This window comes from Leptolyngbya sp. O-77 (assembly GCF_001548395.1).
In the GTDB taxonomy this organism is placed as follows: domain Bacteria; phylum Cyanobacteriota; class Cyanobacteriia; order Elainellales; family Elainellaceae; genus Thermoleptolyngbya.
Genome location: NZ_AP017367.1, coordinates 490,923 through 513,234, shown reverse-complemented (window position 1 = coordinate 513,234; position 22,312 = coordinate 490,923). Strand labels below are relative to the sequence as shown.

The following is a 22,312-nucleotide window of genomic DNA, read 5'->3' as shown; positions in this document are numbered from 1 at the left end:
CAATTTCTGCTGTCTTGAGCCTGTCTCTGTTTCTCTAAAGAGGAAGTCTCTAAAAAGGAAGGTAGTGAATCTGTCCTTCCAAGTCCTCTTGCAAACCGCATTCCACAATCAGCAGAATATCGTCAATCACTGGACCGATCGGTGCAAAGACGCTGATTTCAAGCACTCCTGGCATGGGCTGTCCATCTCTTACTCGCTCGTAGGCGTAGCGCGTGATAGTTGAAACATCGTGGGTCAGCAAGATGCGCTCTTGCTGAGCGGCCCATGCCAAAACGGTTGGATCATCTTTGCCAGATAAATTGCAGTCCTGTACACGTACGATGTCAACTTTAGGGTTTTTGCGAATCAGTCCTCTGACAATCGTGTTGTCAAAGTTTTCATCTGCAAGCAACTTCAACATGGAAATTGCTCTGCTCTACGGGCAAGGAGTCTATCTCGCAAGCCTTGAGGATCAAACCGGGATTGATTTGTCTGTCGGATCAGTTGAGCCTGCTGCTGTCGCTGTTGCAAGTAACGCTCGACTGCCTCTGTATTGTTGAGGTAGAAGGCAATCGTGGCATACACATCTGCCAACTTGAGGGATGGATACCGATAAACAATTTCTTCAGCCGTACTTCCCTGCTGAAAAACTGCCACAACGGTATCCAGGGTTACACGAGTGCCGCCGACTCTGACAACTCCGTTTGCATCCAGTGTTAATGGGATTGGGCTAGTGGCAATCTTCAGCGTCATTCACAGTTCTCCCAAACTTTGATAAAAGCTTGCAGATAAAAGCTTGCACTTAGGGCTGCACTTCGATGATGCCGCCACCCAAGACGCGATCGCCCTTCGCAGAGTCTTGCCCATCGCCGTCATACCACACGGCGGCTTGCCCTGGGGTAATGCCAAACTGTGGCTCATCGAAGGTAATCTTCAGGCGAGTCGCGTCGTCGTTGAGTGGAACCAGCGTCGCAAGGACGGGCGTGGCGCGATAGCGGGGCTGCACAAAGGCGCGAATCGGGCCGCTGGGCGCGGCAATCGACACCCAGTTCACCCGCTGCACGGTGCATTCTGCCTGATGAACACTAGCGCGATCGCCCACAATCACCTGATTGCGCCCCACGTCGATGCCCACGACATACAGCGGTTCCGCCGCCGCAACCCCGATCCCCCGGCGCTGACCGATGGTGTAATGGTGGATGCCGTCGTGTTGCCCCAGCACGCGCCCCGACTGATCGACAATATCGCCCTGCTTGGGAGCTAGATATTTATCCAAAAAATCACGCATGGAGCCGTGCGCCTCGATCAGGCACAAGTCCTGGCTTTCGGGCTTTTCGGCGGTGTGCAGATTAAACTCAGCGGCCACCCGGCGCGTTTCGGTCTTGGTCTGGTCGCCGAGGGGAAAATGGACGTGGGCCAACACGTCTTGCGGCAGGTCGTAGAGGAAGTAGGACTGATCTTTGCTCAGGTCTACGGCGCGGCGCAGCTCGTAGCGCCCGGTTTCGGGGTTGTGGCTGATGCGGGCATAGTGACCCGTGGCGATCGCATCGATGCCCAGCTCCTCTTTTGCATAGCGCAGCATCGGGCCAAACTTCACCGCCCGGTTGCACTGCGAACAGGGCAGCGGCGTAATGCCCGCGCCATAGCCCTCCACCAGATAGTCCACAATATTTTCCTGAAACAGATCGCGGCTATCGACAATGTGATGCGGGATTTCCAGTTCCTCGCACAGCCGCGCCGCGTCCACCATGCCCTCCGAGCAGCACTGCCCCTTGCCCTTCATCAGCCACAGCGTCACGCCCACCACCTCATAGCCCTGGTGGTGCAAGATGGCAGCAGCGGTGGAACTGTCTACGCCGCCGGAGAGGCCGACAACAATTTTGGTCATTTTGATTTGCGGGTGAGGGGAAGTACAAGTTCTGGGCTTGACAGCTTGCTCAATTGCTTTTCTAAGCGTCTAAGAGCTTTTAGGCTAAGAGCTTTTAAATTCTAGTCCAAAACGCTGGGTGGCAGGTTTGGGGTGAGGCGCGTGCTGGGGGCGCATGGTGGAGGCATATCTTGGGGACGTATGGTGGGGACGTATGGTGGGAGCGTATGGTGGGGGCGTATGGTGGGGGCGTATGGTGGGGGCGTATGGTGGGGGCGATCGCCCCGTCCTTCAAATCGCAAGCGATAATGCAAGCGATAATGGAAAGCGTGCCAACTTTCTGCCCTCTGCCGCCCTGATGCCATCCATCCACTCCGACTCTTCCACGCTGCCCGCCGATCTGTCATCGGCTGAAGCTGCCGAATCCGCTGAATCCGCTGAATCTGCCGAATTCCTAGCGGAAACAGCGGCCGACTCGCTCCAGGCACCGCTGCTGGGCCAGTCGCTCGACCAGTTGACCGCGTGGGTGCAACAGCAGGGACAGCCCGCCTATCGCGGCAAGCAGCTTTATCAATGGCTCTATCAACAGGGTGCGCGATCGCTCTCGGACGTGACCGTGTTTCCCAAGGCGTGGCGAGCGGCGCTGGCAGATTATCCCATCGGGCGATCGCAGATCCACTATCGCGCCACTGCCCCCGACGGCACGGTGAAATTTTTGCTGCGCCTGGCCGACGGCCACATCATCGAAACTGTCGGAATGCCCACCTATGCCTACACTTCCTCAGACCTGACCCGCCTCACGGTCTGCGTCTCCTCCCAGGTCGGCTGCCCGATGGCCTGCGACTTTTGCGCCACGGGCAAGGGCGGCTTTTTGCGAAACCTGGCGGCGCACGAAATTATCGACCAGGTGCTAACGGTGCAAGAAGACTTTGGGCAGCGGGTCAGCAATATCGTGTTTATGGGCATGGGCGAGCCGCTGCTGAATACGGACAACGTGCTGGCAGCCGTGCGATCGCTCAATACGGACGTGGGCATTGGTCAGCGCACGATGACGATTTCCACCGTGGGCATTCCCGGCCACATCCGCCGCCTGGCCCAGCACAAGCTCCAGGTGACGCTGGCCGTCAGCTTGCACGCCTCCAACCAGCCCACCCGCGAAGCCCTCATCCCCAGCGCCAAGCATTATCCTCTGGAAGCATTGCTCGACGAGTGCCGCGAATACGTCCAGCACACTGGGCGGCGCGTCACGTTTGAATACATCCTGCTGGCGGGACTCAACGACGAACCCGAACACGCCGCAGAACTGGCGCACCATCTGCGCGGCTTCCAGAGCCACGTCAACCTGATTCCCTACAACCCCATCAGCGAAGTCGATTATCAGCGCCCCGACGAGCGGCGGATTAAAGCATTCGTGCGATCGCTCCAGGAGCATCACATCGCCGTCAGCGTCCGCTATTCGCGCGGGCTAGAGGCAGATGCGGCCTGTGGGCAGTTGCGGGCGAGGAAGGGGTGAGGGAAGAGGGAAGAAGGAAGAGGGAAGAAAGAAGAACGAAAAGAGAAGAGGTTTTGTTCTTCGTTTTTCGTTTTTCGTTCTTCGTTTTTTCGTTTTTCCCTCAACCTCCCCACACCTTAGCCAGCACCGTCTTCGGATCAATATCTGCCATCTTGCCTGTGGGAGACTTGATGCCTGCAAAGCGATCGCGCTTGGGCAGAAGCTTTTCTGGATCGGTGGGGCCGAACAGAGCCAGGGTGAAGACCTTCAGCGCCACGGCCAGGTGCATGGGGGCGCTGTCGGTGCAGAGCATCAGGTTTGCTCCGGCAATCATGGCGGCGAGTTTGCCGATGTCGGGCGGCGAGGTGACTTTGAAGCCAGGGGCAGCTTGCGCCAGCGTCGCCACAAACGCCTCGTCTTCGGGACCCTGCACCACCACGATGGGCAGGTCGGGCTGCTTGGTTTGAAAGTCTTGAATAATCGCCTGCCAGCTTTCAACCGGATAAATCTTGTCGATGCCCTTGGTTTTGGCAAGCTGGCTAGAGCCGCCGTGGATCAGCACATAGCCGCTGCTGCCCAGCCCCAGCCGCGCCCGCTCGGCCTCGGCCCAGTCCAGATCTTTTTTGGGAATGCTGATAGACGGGTCGGGACAGGGCGTGTCGATGCCCAGCCCCTTCAGCAGGTCGTGATACATCGCAGCCGCATACTGGTCGGTGTTAAGCGGCACTGCATCGGTGAGAAACAGGCTGCTCGAACCACTCTGATAGCCGATGCGCTTGGGCGTGCCCGTTAGCCACAGCAGCAGCCCCACACCCCAGCGCTGCCCCAGCGAAATCGCCACGTCGTAGTAGCGATCGCGCAATACGCCCAGCAGGTTTGCCCAATCCGCCGGGCTGTTGTTGTCTTTAAAGTCAAACGACAGCACATCGCTGACCGACTTGCTGACCCGGTAGGCGCTTGTGGCTCTGGGTTCCACCACCACATCAATCTCCGCATTGGGATAGGCTTGCTTTAGATCATCCAGGGTGGGGAAGAACAGGATTTGGTCACCAATCCCTCCCGGAACAAGGGCCACAACTCTCATACCACTCGTTTACTCATACATCTCCCCCAAAAGCTTACAGCAAGACGGTCAGGGGCGATCGTATCCAGAACAGCGGAGTCGAGTGGAGTTTTCATGAACCTGAGCCAGCACCCTGTCTACTAGAATAAAGCGGGATTCCACAGACCTTTCACCTCCAGATTGCTGCCTGACTGCGTGATTTCACCCCCCTTAACACTGGTGCAATTGCCATGATCGAACTTTATTACTGGCCCACCCCAAACGGACACAAGATCACGATTTTTCTAGAAGAAGCCGGACTCGACTATCGCATCGTGCCTGTCAACATTGGCGCGGGCGACCAGTTCAAGCCCGACTTTCTCAAAATTGCACCCAATAACCGGATGCCTGCCATCATCGACCACGCTCCGGCCGATGGTGGCGAGCCGATTTCCGTCTTTGAGTCAGGCGCGATTCTGCTGTATCTGGCGGAAAAGACGGGGCAGTTTCTGCCGAACACTGTGCGCGGGCGCAAGACCGTCACCGAGTGGCTGTTTTGGCAGATGGGCGGGCTGGGGCCGATGGCTGGGCAAAACCATCACTTTTCGCAATATGCGCCAGAAAAAATCCCCTATGCGATCGCCCGCTATGTGAACGAAACCAATCGGCTCTACGGCGTACTCGATCGGCAGCTCCAGGGACGCGAGTATATTGCGGGTGAATACTCCATCGCAGACATGGCCTGCTATCCGTGGATTGTGCCCTACGAGCGGCAGCAGCAAAACCTGGAGGACTTCCCCAATCTGAAACGCTGGTTTGAAACGATGCGCGATCGCCCCGCCGTGATCCGCGCCTACGAGCAGGGGCAGCCCTTCAGCAACACCCCCACCGTCAACGACGACAGCCGCAAAATCCTCTTCGGGCAAACCGCCGCCTCGATCTCGCAACCCGGAGAATAGACAGCTTCACTCGCTCTCCAAGACTCCATCCTGCCTCATCTCTCCAGCCAACTGGAGGGTTTATCATGGGAGTACGAATCTGGCGGAATCGAGTATGCTAACGTGCGAAAAAACAATGCGAATTGGTGAAGTTGCTAGAGCAAGTGGTCTGCCAATCAAGACGATTCGCTACTACGACGAGTTGGGCTTGCTGAAAATCTCTGGCAGAACAGAAGGCGGTTATCGGCTATTTGCCCCAGACGTATTGGCTCGGCTGCGCTTCATCAAACGCGCCCAAAGCCTGGGGTTGAGCCTGATGGAAATCAAGGAATTCCTGGCAGTCTATGATCAAGGGAACTTACCTTGTGATCATATTCGTGAAAAGCTAGAAGATAAGTTAATTGCAATCGAGCAGCAGATTCAACAGCTTCAAATTCTCAAGCAAGAACTAGGCGGGTTGCTGTCCGGCTGGCAGGTAGCGCCAACCGCTTCAGCGGAAACAATCTGTCCGATTATCCAGCAGAGTTAGGATTCTGGAGATTAACGGATTAAGGTTTATTCAGATTGCGCCACCCAACCTTCTCCCGTAATCGCCCATTGCGCTGGTCGCGCCATTGTCCACCGATGTTCCAATCTCGAGTTGAGTCGCCCTTTTTTGAGCGCCTTGGTGGCGGGTTACGACTCGAACTTACTGCTCGAGTTCAAATCTCGGGTTGAGTCGCCCTCTTTTGATCGGGCAATTGACGGGGGCGATCGCATCCAGTACAATCGTCCATCAAGCTGCTCGTTGATTCCCTTCGACGCGGCTTACCTTTCCCCCGAAATTTTGGTCGTTTAGTCATCCACGGCATTGGCAGGTGCAGCCAACACCCACCAACGCCTGACCCCTCGACAGCGCGTACCTGTCTCAGGGCTGCGTCCATTGTAGGCCGCCCTGTCCCAGTGCTTCACCTCCGGGGGCGGCCAACATTTCGGGGTTTCCCTACCTCGTTTCCAAGGAGGAAACCCCAAATGCTGACAGTTCAATACACCTGGTCGTCCCCACGCTTGGAGGCGACCCAGTTTTCGCTGCCGCCGCTCACCTGCGAACTGCCCCACCGTCGCCGCCTGCGCCACTACATCATCGGCCTACCCGAAGACGCGCAACTGGCCATCGACCGGCTGCACCTGCTCCGCTATGCCGAACGCTTCGAGTGGACCCGCGCCCTAGAATTCCCGCCCAACGGCATCGTCCTCAACGCCGAGCAACCCGGCGAGGTGCTGCGCTGCCTGCACCGCGAGGTCAGGCGCAACCCTGGCGCGAATCAGCAAGACGAGTAAGAACAGATAAGGGCGGTTTTGGATTTTGGATTTTGGATTTTGGCGGACTAGTCTGTCAATCCAAAATCCAAACTCCCCAATCGAAAATTTCAAACAGGGCAACTGCGCCTAACGCTGCATCGCGCCTAATTCATCAGCCCCACTTATCTGAAACCTTTGTGAAGCCGTCTGCCTAACTCCCTGAAACAGGGGTATTATGCGGACAATTGTCAGCCTAATTCCCCGATTTGGGATCTTAGACAGAACAAACCGAAGCTTTACACGACCCAGATGAAAGCACGCTGCGACTTGTTGGGCTTTACGCTGGAGGAACTATCAGCCGCAGAGGTTGACGAATGATGAACCTACTTAAACCGGCGATCGCCTATTTTGCCTGTCTATTCGCCACCGGGTTTTTGTTAGGAACAATCCGGGTTTTATTAATCGTGCCGCGCCTTGGAGAGCGCACCGCAGAGCTATTAGAGATGCCCTTTATGCTGGTTGCAATTCTAATCGCAGCCTGGTGGATAAATCAGCAATACCTCAGCAGCGCAGAGCCATTTCAAAGATTAGGAGTCGGGTTTATTGCGCTGTTGTTTATGCTAATTGCCGACTTTGGAGTTGGCGTGTTTTTGCGAGGAATGCAGCCGTTAGAAGTAATCACGTCACGCGATGCGGTTTCTGGAACAGTTTATTATGGAATGCTGCTTTTGTTTGCGCTCATGCCCTGGATTTTGGGTCGTAAATATTAGTGGAAAGTCTGGAATGAAAAGTCTGGAACTATCGGCCTAGCCAGTCAGATAAAACTGGAAACTGAAACAGATTGACCACCGACTGCCATGCTGGGCCTGCGCCCTGGAGCCAAAGGGCAATCGCAAATCCCAGCAGCGGCAGCAGCGCATAATAGGTCAGTCCGCGCCAAAACCAGCGGTCGAGCGATCGCCCCTGAACGCGCAACAGCAGCGACATTCCCACCAGCAGCGCCGCCGCCGCCAAATGAACGATCAGCACCAACTCCAGGCTGAGAAACCAGGCAAAAAAGCCCGCCCAGCCCACTGCAAACAGATTGAAAAAAACGTAGAGCGCTCCCAACAGCAGCGCCAGTGGGCCCAACCAGGTAAGATAAAAAAAGTAACTTTGGCAATGATCAGGGCGATCGCCACTTGCTTCTGACCTGCTCCTTTGCCGCATCTTATCCTACTTCGTGCTAAACCATTGCCTCTCTAGCAGACGAAATTCAATCTGCAAAAGTTTCTCCTATTGCGTCAGGAAACTTGCGATGCGGTCTACGGCGGTTTCCAAAATAGCGGGATCGTGAACCAGGGCAAAGCGGACATAGCCCTCGCCGGATTTGCCAAAGCCTGCACCGGGGGAAACGGCAACGCCTGTGGCTTCGACCAACTGAGCGCAAAAGTCGATAGAGCGATCGCCCCAGGGTTCTGGCAGCTTTGCCCAGACATACATCGCCGTATTGGGAATGGGCACGGCCCAGCCGATGCGGTGCAGGGCGTGAAGGAACACATCGCGCCGCTGCCGGAAGGTGTCTACCACAGTTTGCACGGTGTCTTGCGGGCCCGTCAGCGCGGCGATCGCCCCGTTCAAGATGCCGCGATATTGGTTGAAATCCACCGCTGCTTTTACCTGCCGCAGCGCCAGAATCAGCTCCGCATTGCCAATCGCATAGCCCACGCGAAAGCCGCCCATATTGTAAGACTTAGACATCGTGAAAAACTCGATAGAGCAGTGCTTTTGCGGGTCGGCTTGCAGCACCGAGGGCGGCGGCGTGGCGCTAAAGTGCAAATCTGCATAGGGAAAGTCGTGAACCAGCACCAGGTCATGCTGCTGGCAAAACTCGACCGCCTGCTGAAAGAAAGAAAACGGAGCGATCGCCGCTGTGGGGTTATGCGGATAGCTCAGCACCATCATCCGCGCCTGCGCCAGCACGGGCGGAGGCACATCGTCAAACACGGGCAGGAATCCATTTTCTGCCCGCAGCGGCATGGGATAAATCTGCCCGCCCGCCAGATACACGCCGCCCGCATGGGAGGGATAGCCCGGATCGAGCAGCAGCGCAAAATCGCCCGGATTCAACACCGCCAGCGGCAAATGCGCCGTGCCTTCCTGAGAACCGACCAGCGGCAGCACCTCTGTTTCAGGATCAACCGCCACGCCAAACTTTTGCGTGTACCACTGGGCGGCGGCTTCTCGAAACGCCCGCGTGCCGTGAAACAGCAGATAGCCGTGGGTGCTAGGGTCGGGTAACGATTGGGCGATCGCCTCCAGCACATGGGGCGGCGTAGGCAAATCTGACGATCCCAGCGACAGGTCAATGACCTCACGCCCCAGCGCCCGGGCCCGCGCCTTGGCCCGATCCATATCGGCAAAGACATTGCTACGCAGCGGCTGGAGGCGATTGGCGAATTGCATTTTGGGCCTGAGGGAAAAAGGGGTTTGGGGTGTTGCAGTAGCGGATGCTGAGATTTGACATCATGCCACATTGCCATCCCGCTCTCAAAAAATTGGGTGAGGACAGCAACCCTATCCCCACCCTAACGCACCGAGCGCAACCTCAAACGCAACTTCAAGCGCTAAATTTTCACACCCGTTTTCAGGCAACTTTTCAGGCAACGATTCTCAGGAAAACCTCCAGGTTTCTAACCCTGACGCAGCACGATAGCCTGCGGTTCCCGCTACAGCGTTTTTGAAGCTAGTGAGGCACACGGATGGTCAATAAGCCCTTGCCTCGTGAGGGCAGCATGTGCCTCACGAGGCAAGAAAATGCTGTATGGCAATTCTTCTCAGTTAAAAAGCCGCTCCGAACCGCTCTCTAGAAAGCCTCCTTCAAGGGAAACTTCGAGATGTCCACCTAGTTTTGTACAATCGTCAGGCGGAAGGGATGGCGGCTGCCCTGATCCAGATCGCCGACGAATACCGAGTAGTTGCCGCGCTCCCAGGCTCCTGATGCCTCGATTACGCCGTTAGAAAAGTTGGTGGCGCGGGCGCAGCCCTTGACGCTGCCATCGGCTCCCAGAATCAGCAGCGTGGGTCGGCCGCCGCCCTCAACGCGAAACCGCAGTGAGGTAAAGGCTTCGGTGACGCGCACGGTCTGCACGGGGCGATCGCCCACAAAGCCGCAACTGCTCGCCTGCGACCCGCCAGAGGTGCCGCTAATCACCTGCTCTCCTTGCAGCGGTGTGGTGACCTGGGCCATTGCCGCCAGCGACATCGCCAGCACGCCCAGCGCGGCCGTGGGCACAATTTGCCAGTTGATATGAAATCCACTCTTTTGAAAAGCTGTTTTACGTGCCATGTTCCGATTTACTCCCCATACACTCAGCGAGAGGGGCGATCGCCACTGAACTGAGTTCGGGATTGATTTCGGGCCACCCTGCTTCCGGGCTTTCTTCCAAACCCGTCCGAAATCCTTTGTCCTCCGCCAAAAGCTCACTCTAAGAGTTGATAACAATCCGAGTTTCGGCGATACCCGTAACCAGCGCGATCCCAACCCATCCGATGATCTGATCGTGTCATGTATCTTTGAGGACTAGCCAAATCCTATGACAGTTCCTCAAGTGCCCGGTAGGATAGGCCACTTCTTCAACTGACCTATGCAAATGACTGATCTGGCAATCGGAAGTGTTCTGGCAATCGGGAATATGAAGCTGAATGGCTCGACTGGCTCAAAATAGAAAATAGCGCTGGGCCATCGGCAACACGGTGGCAGGCTCGCAAGTCAGCAGTTCTCCATCGGCGCGGACTTCGTAGGTTTCGGGATCGACCTCAATACGCGGCGTATAGTCATTCAGCTTCAGATCTTTTTTGGTCACCTGGCGAATATTCGTCACGGGTAGCACTTCGCGCTGGAGCTTTAGCCTTTCGGGGATGCCGTTTTGCACGCCTGCCTTGGACAGAAAGGTAAAGGACGTGTTGGCGATCGCCCCACCAAAGCTAGCAAACATCGGCCGCATGTGGACGGGCTGCGGCGTGGGGATGCTGGCATTGGCATCGCCCATCTGCGCCCAGGCGATCAGTCCGCCCTTGATCACCAGTTCCGGCTTCACACCAAAGAAGGCGGGTCGCCATAGGCAGAGATCGGCGATTTTGCCCACTTCTACCGAGCCGACGTAATCCGAGATGCCGTGGACGATCGCCGGATTGATGGTGTATTTCGCCACGTAGCGCTTGGCGCGGAAGTTGTCGTTGCGCTCGGAATCTTGCGACAGCGGGCCGCGCTGCACCTTCATTTTGTGGCCCGTTTGCCAGGTGCGGGTGATCACTTCGCCGATGCGGCCCATCGCCTGCGAGTCGGAGGAAATAATGCTGAAGGCTCCCAGGTCGTGCAGGATGTCCTCAGCGGCGATCGTCTCTCGGCGAATGCGCGACTCGGCAAAGGCCACGTCTTCGGGAATGCCGCGATCCAGGTGGTGGCACACCATTAGCATATCGAGGTGTTCCTCCAGCGTGTTCACGGTGTAGGGGCGGGTGGGGTTGGTGGAGGAGGGCAGCACGTTTAGTTCGCCGCAGACCCTAATAATGTCCGGCGCGTGGCCACCGCCTGCGCCTTCGGTGTGGTAGGTGTGGATGCAGCGCCCCTTAAAGGCGGCCAGGGTGTCTTCCACAAAGCCCGCTTCATTCAGCGTGTCGGTGTGGATGGCCACCTGCACGTCATATTCTTCAGCCACGCTGAGGCAGGTGTCGATCGCCGCTGGGGTCGTGCCCCAGTCTTCGTGCAGCTTTAGCCCGATCGCCCCCGCTTCTACCTGCTCCCGCAGGCCTTCCGGCTTTGCCGAGTTGCCCTTGCCCAAAAAGCCCAGGTTCATCGGAAAGGCTTCCGCCGCTTCCAGCATCCGATAAATGTTCCACGGGCCGGGCGTGCAGGTCGTGGCATTGGTGCCCGATGCAGGGCCCGTGCCGCCGCCAATCATGGTGGTAATGCCAGAGGCGATCGCCACGTCGATCTGCTGCGGACAAATGAAGTGAATATGTGCATCAATGCCGCCTGCCGTCAGGATCATGCCCTCCCCGGCGATCGCCTCCGTAGACGGGCCAATGACAATTGTCACATTGTCCTGAATATAGGGGTTGCCCGCCTTGCCAATGCCGACGATGCGTCCGTCCTTGATGCCTACATCGGCTTTGACAATGCCCCACCAGTCCAAAATCAGCGCGTTGGTAATCACCGCATCCACTGCGCCGCCTTCGCGGGAAATGGGCGATTGCCCCATGCCGTCGCGGATCACCTTGCCGCCGCCAAATTTCACCTCGTCGCCGTAGGTGGTAAAGTCTTGCTCGACTTCGATAATCAGTTCGGTATCGGCCAGACGGACGCGATCGCCCACGGTTGGGCCAAAGGTTTCCGCATAGGCGCGGCGATCCATGCGATAGCTCATAGCTGGAGTTTGGGGGTCAGGGGTCAAGGGGTGGCGTTGCTACTTGAGGATGAAAGGCAGCAAAATCAACCCTCTTCTTTTAACTCGCAGAATGTAGCACAGGGCGTAGCCAAACAGACCAATTGGCGGCAAAAGTTAAGCTTTTTAACGGCGATCGCCCCAGGAGTCCGTACCCCCGTACTATTGAGTCAGTCTTTGGCGGTACGAACAATCCCTCCACCCCCCAACGCGCCCTTATCGCTCCCCATCATGGACACTCCCAGCATCCTCTCTCACGTTTCCCTAGGCACGAACCAGTTCGAGCAGGCTGTCGCTTTCTATGACCAGGTGCTACCAACGCTGGGCTGCCGCAAGATTGAGGAATTTCCTGGCGCTGCGGCCTATGGCAAGCTGTTTCCCGAATTTTGGATTCAGACCCCGTTTAACGAGCAGCCCGCGTCTACAGGCAACGGGGTGCATGTCGCCTTCATCGCGGCAAGCAAGGAGGCAGTTCATGCTTTCTATGAGGCGGCGATCGCCGCAGGGGGCACGTCCGACGGAGAACCCGGCCCCCGCCCACACTACAGCCCTGCCTACTATGGCTGCTTTGTCCGCGATTTGGACGGGCACAAGATTGAAGCGACGTTTTGGGATGCCGCGTTGGAGTAAAAGCGGCAATTTACTGATCTTTGAGGTGATAAACCTGCTGGCTTTACGGACTTTTTAGCCAGTTTTTAGCCAGTTTAGGGGCCATGCGGTTCTACCGTTTACTGCGTGGCTTTATGGATTTACTCCGTTCAAAAGAATTCAGGGAAACGTTGCTCAAACCAGCAATCGAGATTTTCCCTAAAGATTTTGCTGTGCATTCGTTGATTTTTATGCTGCTGCTTCAGCGAAATTACGAATGCCTTACCGCCTAGCAGAAGGTTCATCTCTCCAATTAATAGAAACTACTTCTGTAAAAACCCAGGTAAATCTCGAATCACCATCGCCCCCTCGACACTCAACCTCAAGTCACCCGTAACAACACGTATTTTCACTACTCCAAATAGCTTTGATAAAGCTGCTTATCCGTAAATCTCGCGATATACGAAATCCTAACAGGCTGGGTATCCTAAATGTAGGGCGGCGTTTGCAACTTGTTATACAGAAAGCTCGCAGAAAGCTCGATGAACAATTCCAGTTTCATTTAATCGGTATTTGAGAAAAGGGCGATCGCAGCCTAATACTTTCAAGCCATGTTTACGCTGCCAAATCTTGGGCTTCAATATCCGGAACAGATTTTGCTGGTGTAAATAGGTTCAGAAATATCTCGGCTTTATTAAGTTGGATTCAATCGATTTTTAGTCGCAACTTCCCATTTCCTGAAACGCTGCTTGAGTGAGTCTGCTAGGAGCTGTTCTTATTAGGGCAGTCTAACAAAAAGCTCAAGGAAAAAACTCAAGCAAAAACTCAAGCAAAAACTCAAGAATCTAGCCTCTTCAAAGTCATGTGCAGTCGCATGGCAAAAGTGTTGAATCTTAAGATTTTCTTTTCTAAAAATAGACACACTAATCCTGTGGCAAGCTGGTTTTGTCAACAAAACACTAATTTTTGGAGCCAGTGGGCATAACTGATATTTTCACACATAAAAGCCTGTAAATATCGTAGCTTATCTAATACTTTGTTGCCAAATTCTTTCGGAATTGTCACCAATTGCAAAATCACATAAGCTACCAAACACGCATAAATCTGCATCTCAATCCCGTTCACATTCTTAGTAATTAGTCGATCTAGTTTCAGATGCATCTTCAGAAATTTCCAAAATAACTCTATCTGCCAACGCAAACGATAAAATTCGCTAATTTCCTCATTGGAAATGGTATTTTCTCCCCCTATCGGTAGATTCGTTGACAAGCGATATTCTGTTTGTGATTCTAAATCACAAAAGGCGACAACCCGTGCTTCAACTTGCTCCTTACCCGTGCCAATCAAGAAGTTGCCATTTTCTAGCATCTTGAGACTAATATTATTCTTGATTCTGACGATAAAGTAGCGATTCTCTTGATTCAGTAAATAGCGAATTCGAGCTAGGCTAAAAAAGCCCCGATCCATGACCCCGACACTATTATCAGGCACAGCATCGATCGTTTCCTTCCCATGTTTACTGTCATGACCTTGACCAAAGTGGATGAAAACACCCCCCGGCTCATGTGTCATTAAATCTAAACCACTAAACAGCTTTACTTGGTGAATACCCTGCGCCCAGAGCAACTTGCTCGTCAAACTAACAATGGTTGAATCCAGCGGAAATAAAGTCAGCTTTGCAGCATCAATCTTATGCCTTTTGTGGAGTTCCTGCTTCAATACCCAAAAAAGATCATAAAGTATCTGGGGATCACGGTTCTTGCTGGCTTTAGAAAAAGTAGAAATCTTGACCTTGATGCCACGAATATTTAAGCGCTTGAAGACGCTCCTCATACTGCTTTGACTCTGATCGAGAACCAAGGAGAGCCAAATAGAAACAAATAGAAAGCTGTTGAGAACCGGATAGTCATCCGTGGCGAGGTGGCCCAGATGCTTTTTGACGATCTCAGGAAAGTTTGATATCATGATACTAACATTATTTTCTTTTTTATAGCCTCTAGTTTACACGATTAGGGGCTATTTTTTTAAACATATTTGCTATCATTCAACACTTCTGGTCGCATGGATATCGCAGGAATGTCTCTTCTCCTGGTGGACTCAGCGGTCGAAAACGTCCAGCAACTTCTTCAAAACACCAGCAAACACATTCAAGTTGCAGTCGTTGACCGTACGCAAAATGGGGTCGAAACCCTCATTCAGTGGCTACAGCAGTTCCCCCATCTCCAGCAGGTTCATATCCTGGCCCACGGCGCACCCGGTCGCATCTTTTTGGGAAATACCCAACTCAGCCAGGACACTCTCCACTCCTGCCGTGAAGCCCTGCGCCATATCCGTCAGCGCCGAAAAATCTCCCAATCTCCTCTAGACCTGTTGCTTTACAGTTGCAACGTGGCTGCGGGTGAAGTGGGCACCGCCTTTGTCGAAACCCTCCACCACCTCACGGGGGCTAACATCGCCGCATCCTCAGTTCCCGTGGGCAATGCAGACCTCGGCGGCACCTGGCATCTCGACATCCAGACGAGCGCTTTCCCTATCACCCTGCCCTTTGCGGCGGCGGCTGCCCACCGCTATCCAGGTCTTCTGGCTCCTGTAAGTATCAGCGGCATCATCGCCAACTACGTAGACCTCCCGGACAACGCCAGCACCTACACTGCCAACGAAGTCGGCAACCCTGACGGCGATGCCACTGCTAACGAACTCTACACCTACAACTTTCCAGTCGGCACCAACAACAATCTCGTCATTTCTGGCTTCACCGCTGCATCATCCACCTACAACCTAGCCCAGCTTGTCGATCAGGTCAGGCTCCGGCGTATTCCCAATCCCAGTGTCTCCAACCCCGAGGGGCGTCAGGTCTTCTGGTACGAAGTACAAAACCTGAATTCAACTGGCAACGTCCTCAACCTGAGGCCATCGCGAATCAACACGATGGAGCAGGCGCTCCTGGGCAATGTGATCAATCGAGGGGTTGATAACGTTTTTGCTAATCAGGGCGACAACAATATCAACAACATCGAACGGATCGATTTCATCGCCAGCGGTGGCCTCACGGCTCCCACCGCCGCCAACCTCAACGACATCGGCTTCCTTTTGCTAGAGCGAGGCGGCAACGACCCACTGACGATTGCCGCAATTACAGCCGTAGATGCTAGCGGCAATCCAACTGCCTACGGCCCCTTACAGGTTGTGCCCGCAATGGCCTGGGGGGCTTCAGGCTTCAACCTAGCCACTGCTGTGTTGAATGACATGGGCGCAGGAGGCAACCCCCGCTTCAGTTCCAATATTGGTGCTCAAAATATTGGCGGAGTCTTCCTGAGCTATTCGGCCCTGGGTATTGGCGCAGGGCAAACCTTCTTTGGCTACTCCGTTTTCCCCAATGATGTGGGTACGGACTTAGTGAACTTGACGGATGCAGCCCTGAACAGTTCTAGTGCCTCAGGACAAGGGGGCCTGGATCTGGTGGCAGGCGGCGGCATCTTTGTGAGGAGTGGTAGCAATTTGGCTCCTACGCTCAACCTCGACCCCTTCAACATCACGGGTGGCCCGAATGATTTCAACTTTCAGGCAACTTTTACAGGCAGTGCGATCGCCATCACAGCGCCGAATGCCTCCGGCTTCGACCCCAATAACAACGGCGCAGATATCGAAACACTCACCATCTCTGTCAACGCCCCCAATGGCAACAACGAAGTCCTCTCCATTGGCGGCACGCCTTTTATCCTAGGTACTGCCAACAGTGGAACCGTGACAATTGGCTCCACGACCTTCGCAGTCAGCGTTTCCATTTCTGGCACAACGGCCACCCTCACAATTACTCGGAATGGCGGCGGCGATCTTTCCAACGCAGCAGTGAGCGCCCTGCTGCAATCCCTCCAATACAACAACACGGCTTCGTCCCCCAGCCCCTCACCCCGTGTTTTCTCCTTCATTGCCAACGACGGCACGCTAAATAGCAACACTGTCACCTCTACGATCGGTATCAACGTTCCTTCCGTTAATAATCCACCTATCGATGGCAACGAAACCCTCAGCGTCGCAGAAGACAACCCCCTGAGTGGCAACCTGCTGAGCAACGCGACGGATGCCGATGGCGACCCGCTCAGCATCACCACCTTCACCATTGGCAGCACCACCTACACCGCTGGAGACACCGCCACCATTCCTGGCGTGGGCACGCTGGTTATCAACGCCAATGGCACGTTCACCTTCACCCCAGCGCCGAACTACAACGGGCCAGTGCCGCCTGTGAGCTATGTGGTCAGCGATGGCAACGGGGGGACAGATACCTCGACGCTGAGCATTACTGTTACTCCGGTCAACGATCCACCGATTGACGGAAACGAAACCCTCAGCGTTGCCGAAGACAACCCCCTAAGCGGCAACCTGCTGAGCAACGCGACGGATGCCGATGGCGACCCGCTCAGCATCACCACCTTCACCATTGGCAGCACCACCTACACCGCTGGAGACACCGCCACCATTCCTGGCGTGGGCACGCTGGTTATCAACGCCAATGGCACGTTCACCTTCACCCCAGCGCCGAACTACAACGGGCCGGTGCCGCCTGTGAGCTATGTGGTCAGCGATGGCAACGGGGGGACAGATACCTCAACGCTGAGCATCACGGTCACGCCAGTCAACGATCCACCCATCGATGGAAACGAAACCCTCAGCGTCGCAGAAGACAACCCGCTGACTGGGAACCTGCTGAGCAACGCGACGGATGTGGATGGCGACACCCTCAGCATCACTCAGTTCACCATTGGCACAGATACCTATACGGCTGGAGACACCGCCACCATTCCTGGCGTGGGCACACTAATCATCAACGCCAATGGCACGTTTACCTTCACCCCAGCGCCAAACTACAACGGCTCCGTGCCGCCTGTGAGTTATGTGGTTAGCGATGGCAACGGGGGGACAGATACCTCAACGCTGAGCATCACGGTCACGCCAGTCAACGATCCACCCATCGATGGAAACGAAACCCTCAGCGTCGCAGAAGACAACCCGCTGACTGGGAACCTGCTGAGCAACGCGACGGATGTGGATGGCGACACCCTCAGCATCACTCAGTTCACCATTGGCACAGATACCTATACGGCTGGAGACACCGCCACCATTCCTGGCGTGGGCACACTAATCATCAACGCCAATGGCACGTTTACCTTCACCCCAGCGCCAAACTACAACGGCCCCGTGCCGCCTGTGAGTTATGTGGTTAGCGATGGCAACGGGGGGACAGATACCTCGACGCTGAGCATTACTGTTACTCCGGTCAACGATCCGCCGGTAGATGGAGATGAAGTTTTCAGCACTGCAAAAAATACGCCGCTGAGCGGCAACCTGCTGGCAAATGCGACGGATGCTGATGGTGATTCGTTTAGCGTTATCCAGTTCACTATTGACAATAGTATCTACTACAGTGCTGGGGATACGGTTACTCTGCCAGGCGTAGGCACATTAACTATTGAGGCAGACGGCACATTTACATTTATTCCAGTGACGGGTTACGTGGGGCCCGTGCCAACTGTGACCTACACTGTCATGGATAGTAGAGAAACCACTGATGACTCTACGCTCAGCATCACGGTTACTCCGTCCAATAGTGCCCCTCTTGATGGGAATGAAACCCTCAGCGTTGCGAAAGATACGCCGCTGAATGGCAACCTACTCTCGAATGCGACGGATGCCGATGGTGACCCGCTCAGCATCACCCAGTTCACGATTGGTACGACCACTTATACCGCTGGACAAACAGCTAACCTGACTGGGATTGGCACGTTGACCATCAACGCCAGTGGTATGTTTACGTTTACTCCGGCTGCTGGCTACACAGGGCCGGTGCCACCTGTGAGTTATGTGGTTAGCGATGGCAACGGTGGGACGGATACCTCGACGCTGAGCATTACAGTGACGGGAGGGAGCGGAAACCTGCCCCCTACGATCGATTTGGATGCAGATGATAGTAGCGGTGCTTCTGGGCGGGATTATCAAACCCGCTTTGTGAAGGGTTTTCCAGTAGCGATCGCCGATCCTGACCTAACAATCAGCGATCCCGACAGCACGATCCTTCAGCAGGCTGTGATTACGTTGGTCAATCGACCGAATGGCACGTTGGAGAGCCTTAGCATTCGGGGTGCTCTGCCACCAGGGATTACTGCCTCTGCCTATAACCCTGCGACAGGGCAACTGATTTTAAGCGGTGCGGCATCCTTGGCAGATTACAAGCTGGCGATCGCCTTAATTGCTTACAACAACTCTGCCCGCTCAGTCAACCAAACCAATCGCACTATTACTGTTGTAGTCAGCGATGGCATCAGCACCAGTACACCTGCAACAACAACCATCCAAATCGCATCCCAGAACACGATTAATGGCTCTTCAGGAGCAGATATCGTCATCGGAACCGATGGAGATGATATCTTAAACGGGTTTAGTGATCGAGACATCATCTACGGTCGAGGCGGCAACGACATCATCAACGGCGGCAGCGATCCTGATGTTCTGCGAGGGGATGAAGGCGACGATATCCTCAACGGCGGCACTGGAAACGATGACCTAGACGGCGGAGATGGCAATGACATCATCAACGGCGGCGGCGGCAACGACCTGATCTACGGTCGAGCAGGCGATGACCTCCTCAACGGGGGGCGCGGTCGAGATCGGATTTTTGGCGGCACGGGTCGGGATACGCTAAACGGCGGCGGTGGCAACGATTTGCTAGTAGGTGACGAAGGCGACGACGTGATTAACGGGGGCCGCGGCAACGACCGGATCATCGGCGGTGAAGGACGCGATCGCCTCACCGGTGGACAAGGGAAGGACCTGTTCATCTATCGCTCGAAGTCTGAATTTGGCGATATTATTACAGACTTTGAGATCGTGCGCGATCGCATCGACCTGCGAGCCATCTTCCGAGGTCGTGGCTCCATGAGTAACATCCGTCTCCGTCAGGTGGGTGCAGATACTCAAGTGGATGTCAAAATTGGGGGTCAGTTTGCGACCCTGGGCGTGCTAGAAGCCGTAAATGCAAACACCCTGCAAGCTCGTCACTTTATTTTCTAGAAGGTATCTGGATCTTTCTGGATATTTCCAGATACCCTCTAGTTGCAGTTCCTGCGGTCTTATCTTATTTGCCTCGTGTTTTGTCGAGCTTACCCCTAACCAAGATGAAGTGTTTTCCCCTAAAGCTTGTTTCCTGTGGACTCCTGCTAGAGGTACTGCTGAGTGGTTTTCTCAATCCAAGCCCCATCAGCGCCCAGGAAGCCCCCCCGCCCGATACCCCCACGAGTAATTCTGCAATTGACTTGGTTATTCCAGTGCGGGCTAGCGCAGGTTATAACACGGGTGGATCGGGTTACGAAGAGGCAGTAAACCTGGAAGGATTTATCCCGCTGCATCAATCTCCGGGGGAGCGGATTACCTTCCTGGAGCCAAGGCTTTACCTGGGTGAAGAGAGCAACCTCGGAGGCAGTCTGCTTCTGGGGCACCGATTCTACGATGCGGATGACAACCGGATCTGGGGGGGCTATCTGGCCTACGACAATCGCCAGACCCGGCGTAATACGTTTCATCAGTTGGGGCTGGGGGTAGAAAGCTTAGGCGCGATTTGGGATTTTCATTTCAATGCTTACCTGCCGATTGGCGATCGCCGTCAGGTCGATCGCGAACAGGAAATCAGCAACCTCCTGAACACCAGCGCCCGCTTTCAGGGCAACTTTCTGCTCCTGGAAAATCTGATCGAGGAGCAGCGATTGCGAACCTACGAAGCGGCCGCTGGCGGGTTTGACCTGGAAGCAGGCGCTCGGCTTGCCCACTGGCAGGGAGGAGACTTGCGGGGCTATGGCGGCATCTATTTCTATGACCCCGCAGGCGGCGACAGCGCCTCGGGTTGGCGGTTGCGCCTAGATGCAGATGTCAATCCTAGCTTGAACCTGGGCCTCGCCCTCCAAGATGACGATCTGTTTGGCACTCACTTACTCTTTTCAGCCACGCTCACCTTTCCCCGGATTCGCCCTCGCGGGCCGATCGGCAATCCGATGCTGGTTCAGGCCCGACTCGGTGAGCCGATCCTGCGGGCGCGAGGCATTGCCCTTGATCGTCAACAAGAAGTCGAGCGCTCGACCCAGCAGGTGACGATGCCCTTGATGAACCCGGAAGAAGAGCAGCCGTATCGGTTTCATCATGTGATTTTGGGCCGGGGGGCAGGCGGCGACGGGACGTTTGAGCGACCCTTTGGAACCGTTCAAGCGGCTCTTAATGCCACTCGCTCTGACGGCAACGATGTGGTGTACGTCGATGCAGGGCGCAGGGTGGATATTCCTGCCTTCACCATTCCCGATCGGGTACAGGTGCTATCCCAGGGGCCAGCCCAGCTACTCGGTGGTTTGCCCTTCCCGGGCTTTCCTCGAACAGATGTGCGGCTGCCCTTTTCCCCAGTGCTGAATTATCGCGATGGTGTTTTGGTGCGGCTGCCCCTGTCAGGGGATGGCAATTTTCCGGTGATCCGAGGCGGCGGCGCAGATCTGGTGAGATTGGGGAACCGTACCGTCTTAGCCGGATTTCGCCTAGAGGAGGCGGCGGGCAATGCGATTGTCGGCACTAGCATTCGAGATGTTGAACTGCGCGATAACTCGATTCGGAATGCGGGCGATCGCGGCGTTTTCTTGGACAACGTAACGGGCAGCGTCGTCATATTTGACCATCAGCTTCGCAACATTGCGGGCGGGGCGGGTTCTGGGCAGGGGATGCTGATTCGCAACACTACCGACGGCACAACCCAAGTGACCATCGCCCGCTATCGAGCCAGCGGTCAGCGGGTAGGAATTGAGATGGTGGTGGAGGGCGATCGCCCTGCCAGCCTCACCCCTGAACAAACCATCGCTCTACAAAACGTGGTGATTACAGACAGCCGCGACCAGGGACTTTTGGTGCAGGCCAACGACGTGGGCAATCAGCAAATCGAACTCCGTCGGGGTCGCATTCTCAACAGCGGTAGCCAGGGTGTCCTGATTCAGGCAGATAACACAGGTTCTCAAGAGGTCACCCTGGAAAACGTCGTTATTCAGGGGAGCGGTGGAGCGGGTGTGCAGGTTGTGGGTAGCGTGCTAGATAGCCTAACGACCTCTGCTCAGGAGGTCTACCTCCGTCGCAGCCGAATCGAAAACAATGGCGGTGCAGGCATTGATATCACGGCTAATGGCCTGGCGGCGCAGGAGTTTGGCATCGGGAACAACATCCTCCGCAATAATGGCGGGCCGGGCATCCAGGCCGTTGCAAACAACCGCTCCTTTCAGGAATTCGTGACGGATGTGGCAAATAACTCTCGCGGCATCAGCGACAATGAAATTTCTGGTAATTCGCAGGCAGGCATTAGTCTCACGGTTAACAGTGCTGCGACTGCGATTGCCGATATTCAGGACAACCGAATCGCCGACAATCTGACGGCAGGCAACCCAGATTTGAACGTTACATCGACCAGCAATGCTGCTGATGTGTGTGCGGTGGTGAATAACAACACGAGTGCAGCAGGAATTCGCTTGAGCAACCCGGCATCGGGGCTGTTTGAGGTGGGCGATTTGCCGACGGTTGCCACGCGCAATACGGGGACGGTGGAACTGCTGCCAGGGCCGCCTGTCTTTACAAACAAGCCAGGGGCACAATCTTGCTTCCGATAGTCAAACCTGCGCCTTTGCT

General features: G+C 55.3%; 17 protein-coding genes. 8 read left to right on the top strand and 9 right to left on the bottom strand.

Going from position 1 to position 22,312, the window contains the following annotated elements:
- Positions 1–49: 49 nt before the first annotated feature.
- The 3 genes from O77CONTIG1_RS02215 to mnmA are packed head-to-tail and all read right to left on the bottom strand — an operon-like array spanning position 50 to position 1,867.
- A complete protein-coding gene (locus O77CONTIG1_RS02215) occupies positions 50–400 on the bottom strand; it encodes a DUF5615 family PIN-like protein (protein ID WP_068507715.1) in 351 nt (116 codons plus the stop codon).
- Positions 394–732 (bottom strand): DUF433 domain-containing protein, encoded by a 339-nt coding sequence (locus O77CONTIG1_RS02210; protein ID WP_068507711.1) that lies wholly within the window; start codon positions 730–732, stop codon positions 394–396. The genes O77CONTIG1_RS02215 and O77CONTIG1_RS02210 overlap by 7 nt, the downstream gene beginning before the upstream one ends.
- 49 nt (positions 733–781) lie before the next feature.
- Positions 782–1,867, bottom strand: coding sequence for a tRNA 2-thiouridine(34) synthase MnmA (gene mnmA, locus O77CONTIG1_RS02205; RefSeq protein ID WP_068507710.1), 1,086 nt, complete (start codon positions 1,865–1,867; stop codon positions 782–784).
- 154 nt (positions 1,868–2,021) lie between these two features.
- Here mnmA and rlmN point away from each other — a divergent pair, with 154 nt between their 5' ends.
- Positions 2,022–3,359 carry a 23S rRNA (adenine(2503)-C(2))-methyltransferase RlmN gene (rlmN, locus tag O77CONTIG1_RS02200; RefSeq protein ID WP_317134187.1) on the top strand — a complete coding sequence of 446 codons (1,338 nt, stop codon included), beginning with the start codon at positions 2,022–2,024 and terminating at the stop codon, positions 3,357–3,359.
- Between the two features lie 100 nt (positions 3,360–3,459).
- Here the strand turns inward: rlmN and O77CONTIG1_RS02195 are convergent, their stop codons facing one another.
- Positions 3,460–4,422: a glycosyltransferase family 9 protein gene (locus O77CONTIG1_RS02195; RefSeq protein WP_068507708.1), complete on the bottom strand. Its 963-nt coding sequence runs from the start codon at positions 4,420–4,422 to the stop codon at positions 3,460–3,462.
- Positions 4,423–4,631: 209 nt separating this feature from the next.
- Here O77CONTIG1_RS02195 and O77CONTIG1_RS02190 point away from each other — a divergent pair, with 209 nt between their 5' ends.
- The 4 genes from O77CONTIG1_RS02190 (at position 4,632) to O77CONTIG1_RS02175 (ending at position 7,369) form a co-directional block, all read left to right on the top strand.
- Positions 4,632–5,339 (top strand): glutathione binding-like protein, encoded by a 708-nt coding sequence (locus O77CONTIG1_RS02190; protein WP_068507706.1) that lies wholly within the window; start codon positions 4,632–4,634, stop codon positions 5,337–5,339.
- Positions 5,340–5,433: 94 nt separating this feature from the next.
- On the top strand, positions 5,434–5,847 hold the full coding sequence (locus tag O77CONTIG1_RS02185) for a heavy metal-responsive transcriptional regulator (RefSeq protein ID WP_068507704.1): 414 nt from the start codon (positions 5,434–5,436) through the stop codon (positions 5,845–5,847).
- 482 nt (positions 5,848–6,329) lie between these two features.
- Positions 6,330–6,638 (top strand): hypothetical protein, encoded by a 309-nt coding sequence (locus O77CONTIG1_RS02180; RefSeq protein ID WP_225894666.1) that lies wholly within the window; start codon positions 6,330–6,332, stop codon positions 6,636–6,638.
- Between the two features lie 335 nt (positions 6,639–6,973).
- Entirely contained in the window at positions 6,974–7,369 is a 396-nt protein-coding gene (locus O77CONTIG1_RS02175; protein WP_068507702.1) for a hypothetical protein, read from the top strand.
- Between the two features lie 28 nt (positions 7,370–7,397).
- Here the strand turns inward: O77CONTIG1_RS02175 and O77CONTIG1_RS02170 are convergent, their stop codons facing one another.
- The 4 genes from O77CONTIG1_RS02170 to ureC form a co-directional block, all read right to left on the bottom strand.
- Positions 7,398–7,730: a hypothetical protein gene (locus tag O77CONTIG1_RS02170; protein WP_068507701.1), complete on the bottom strand. Its 333-nt coding sequence runs from the start codon at positions 7,728–7,730 to the stop codon at positions 7,398–7,400.
- A gap of 144 nt (positions 7,731–7,874) precedes the next feature.
- Positions 7,875–9,044, bottom strand: coding sequence for an LL-diaminopimelate aminotransferase (locus O77CONTIG1_RS02165; RefSeq protein WP_068507700.1), 1,170 nt, complete (start codon positions 9,042–9,044; stop codon positions 7,875–7,877).
- Positions 9,045–9,483: 439 nt separating this feature from the next.
- The gene (locus O77CONTIG1_RS02155) at positions 9,484–9,927 is read right to left on the bottom strand and encodes a hypothetical protein (RefSeq protein ID WP_068507696.1); all 444 of its coding nucleotides are present in this window, start codon (positions 9,925–9,927) and stop codon (positions 9,484–9,486) included.
- Positions 9,928–10,297: 370 nt separating this feature from the next.
- The gene (gene ureC, locus O77CONTIG1_RS02150) at positions 10,298–12,007 is read right to left on the bottom strand and encodes an urease subunit alpha (protein ID WP_068507694.1); all 1,710 of its coding nucleotides are present in this window, start codon (positions 12,005–12,007) and stop codon (positions 10,298–10,300) included.
- 249 nt (positions 12,008–12,256) lie between these two features.
- Between ureC and O77CONTIG1_RS02145 the strand changes: the two genes are divergently transcribed.
- Positions 12,257–12,655, top strand: coding sequence for a VOC family protein (locus tag O77CONTIG1_RS02145; RefSeq protein WP_068507692.1), 399 nt, complete (start codon positions 12,257–12,259; stop codon positions 12,653–12,655).
- A 906-nt stretch (positions 12,656–13,561) separates the two neighbouring features.
- Here the strand turns inward: O77CONTIG1_RS02145 and O77CONTIG1_RS02140 are convergent.
- Positions 13,562–14,578 (bottom strand): IS4 family transposase, encoded by a 1,017-nt coding sequence (locus O77CONTIG1_RS02140; protein ID WP_068507690.1) that lies wholly within the window; start codon positions 14,576–14,578, stop codon positions 13,562–13,564.
- Positions 14,579–14,689: 111 nt separating this feature from the next.
- Between O77CONTIG1_RS02140 and O77CONTIG1_RS02135 the strand changes: the two genes are divergently transcribed.
- Both O77CONTIG1_RS02135 and O77CONTIG1_RS02130 read left to right on the top strand, forming a co-directional pair.
- A complete protein-coding gene (locus O77CONTIG1_RS02135) occupies positions 14,690–19,681 on the top strand; it encodes a cadherin-like domain-containing protein (protein ID WP_172799628.1) in 4,992 nt (1,663 codons plus the stop codon).
- Between the two features lie 104 nt (positions 19,682–19,785).
- Positions 19,786–22,293, top strand: a complete 2,508-nt coding sequence (locus tag O77CONTIG1_RS02130) for a right-handed parallel beta-helix repeat-containing protein (protein WP_068507685.1) — start codon at positions 19,786–19,788, stop codon at positions 22,291–22,293.
- The last annotated feature ends 19 nt before the right edge of the window (positions 22,294–22,312 follow it).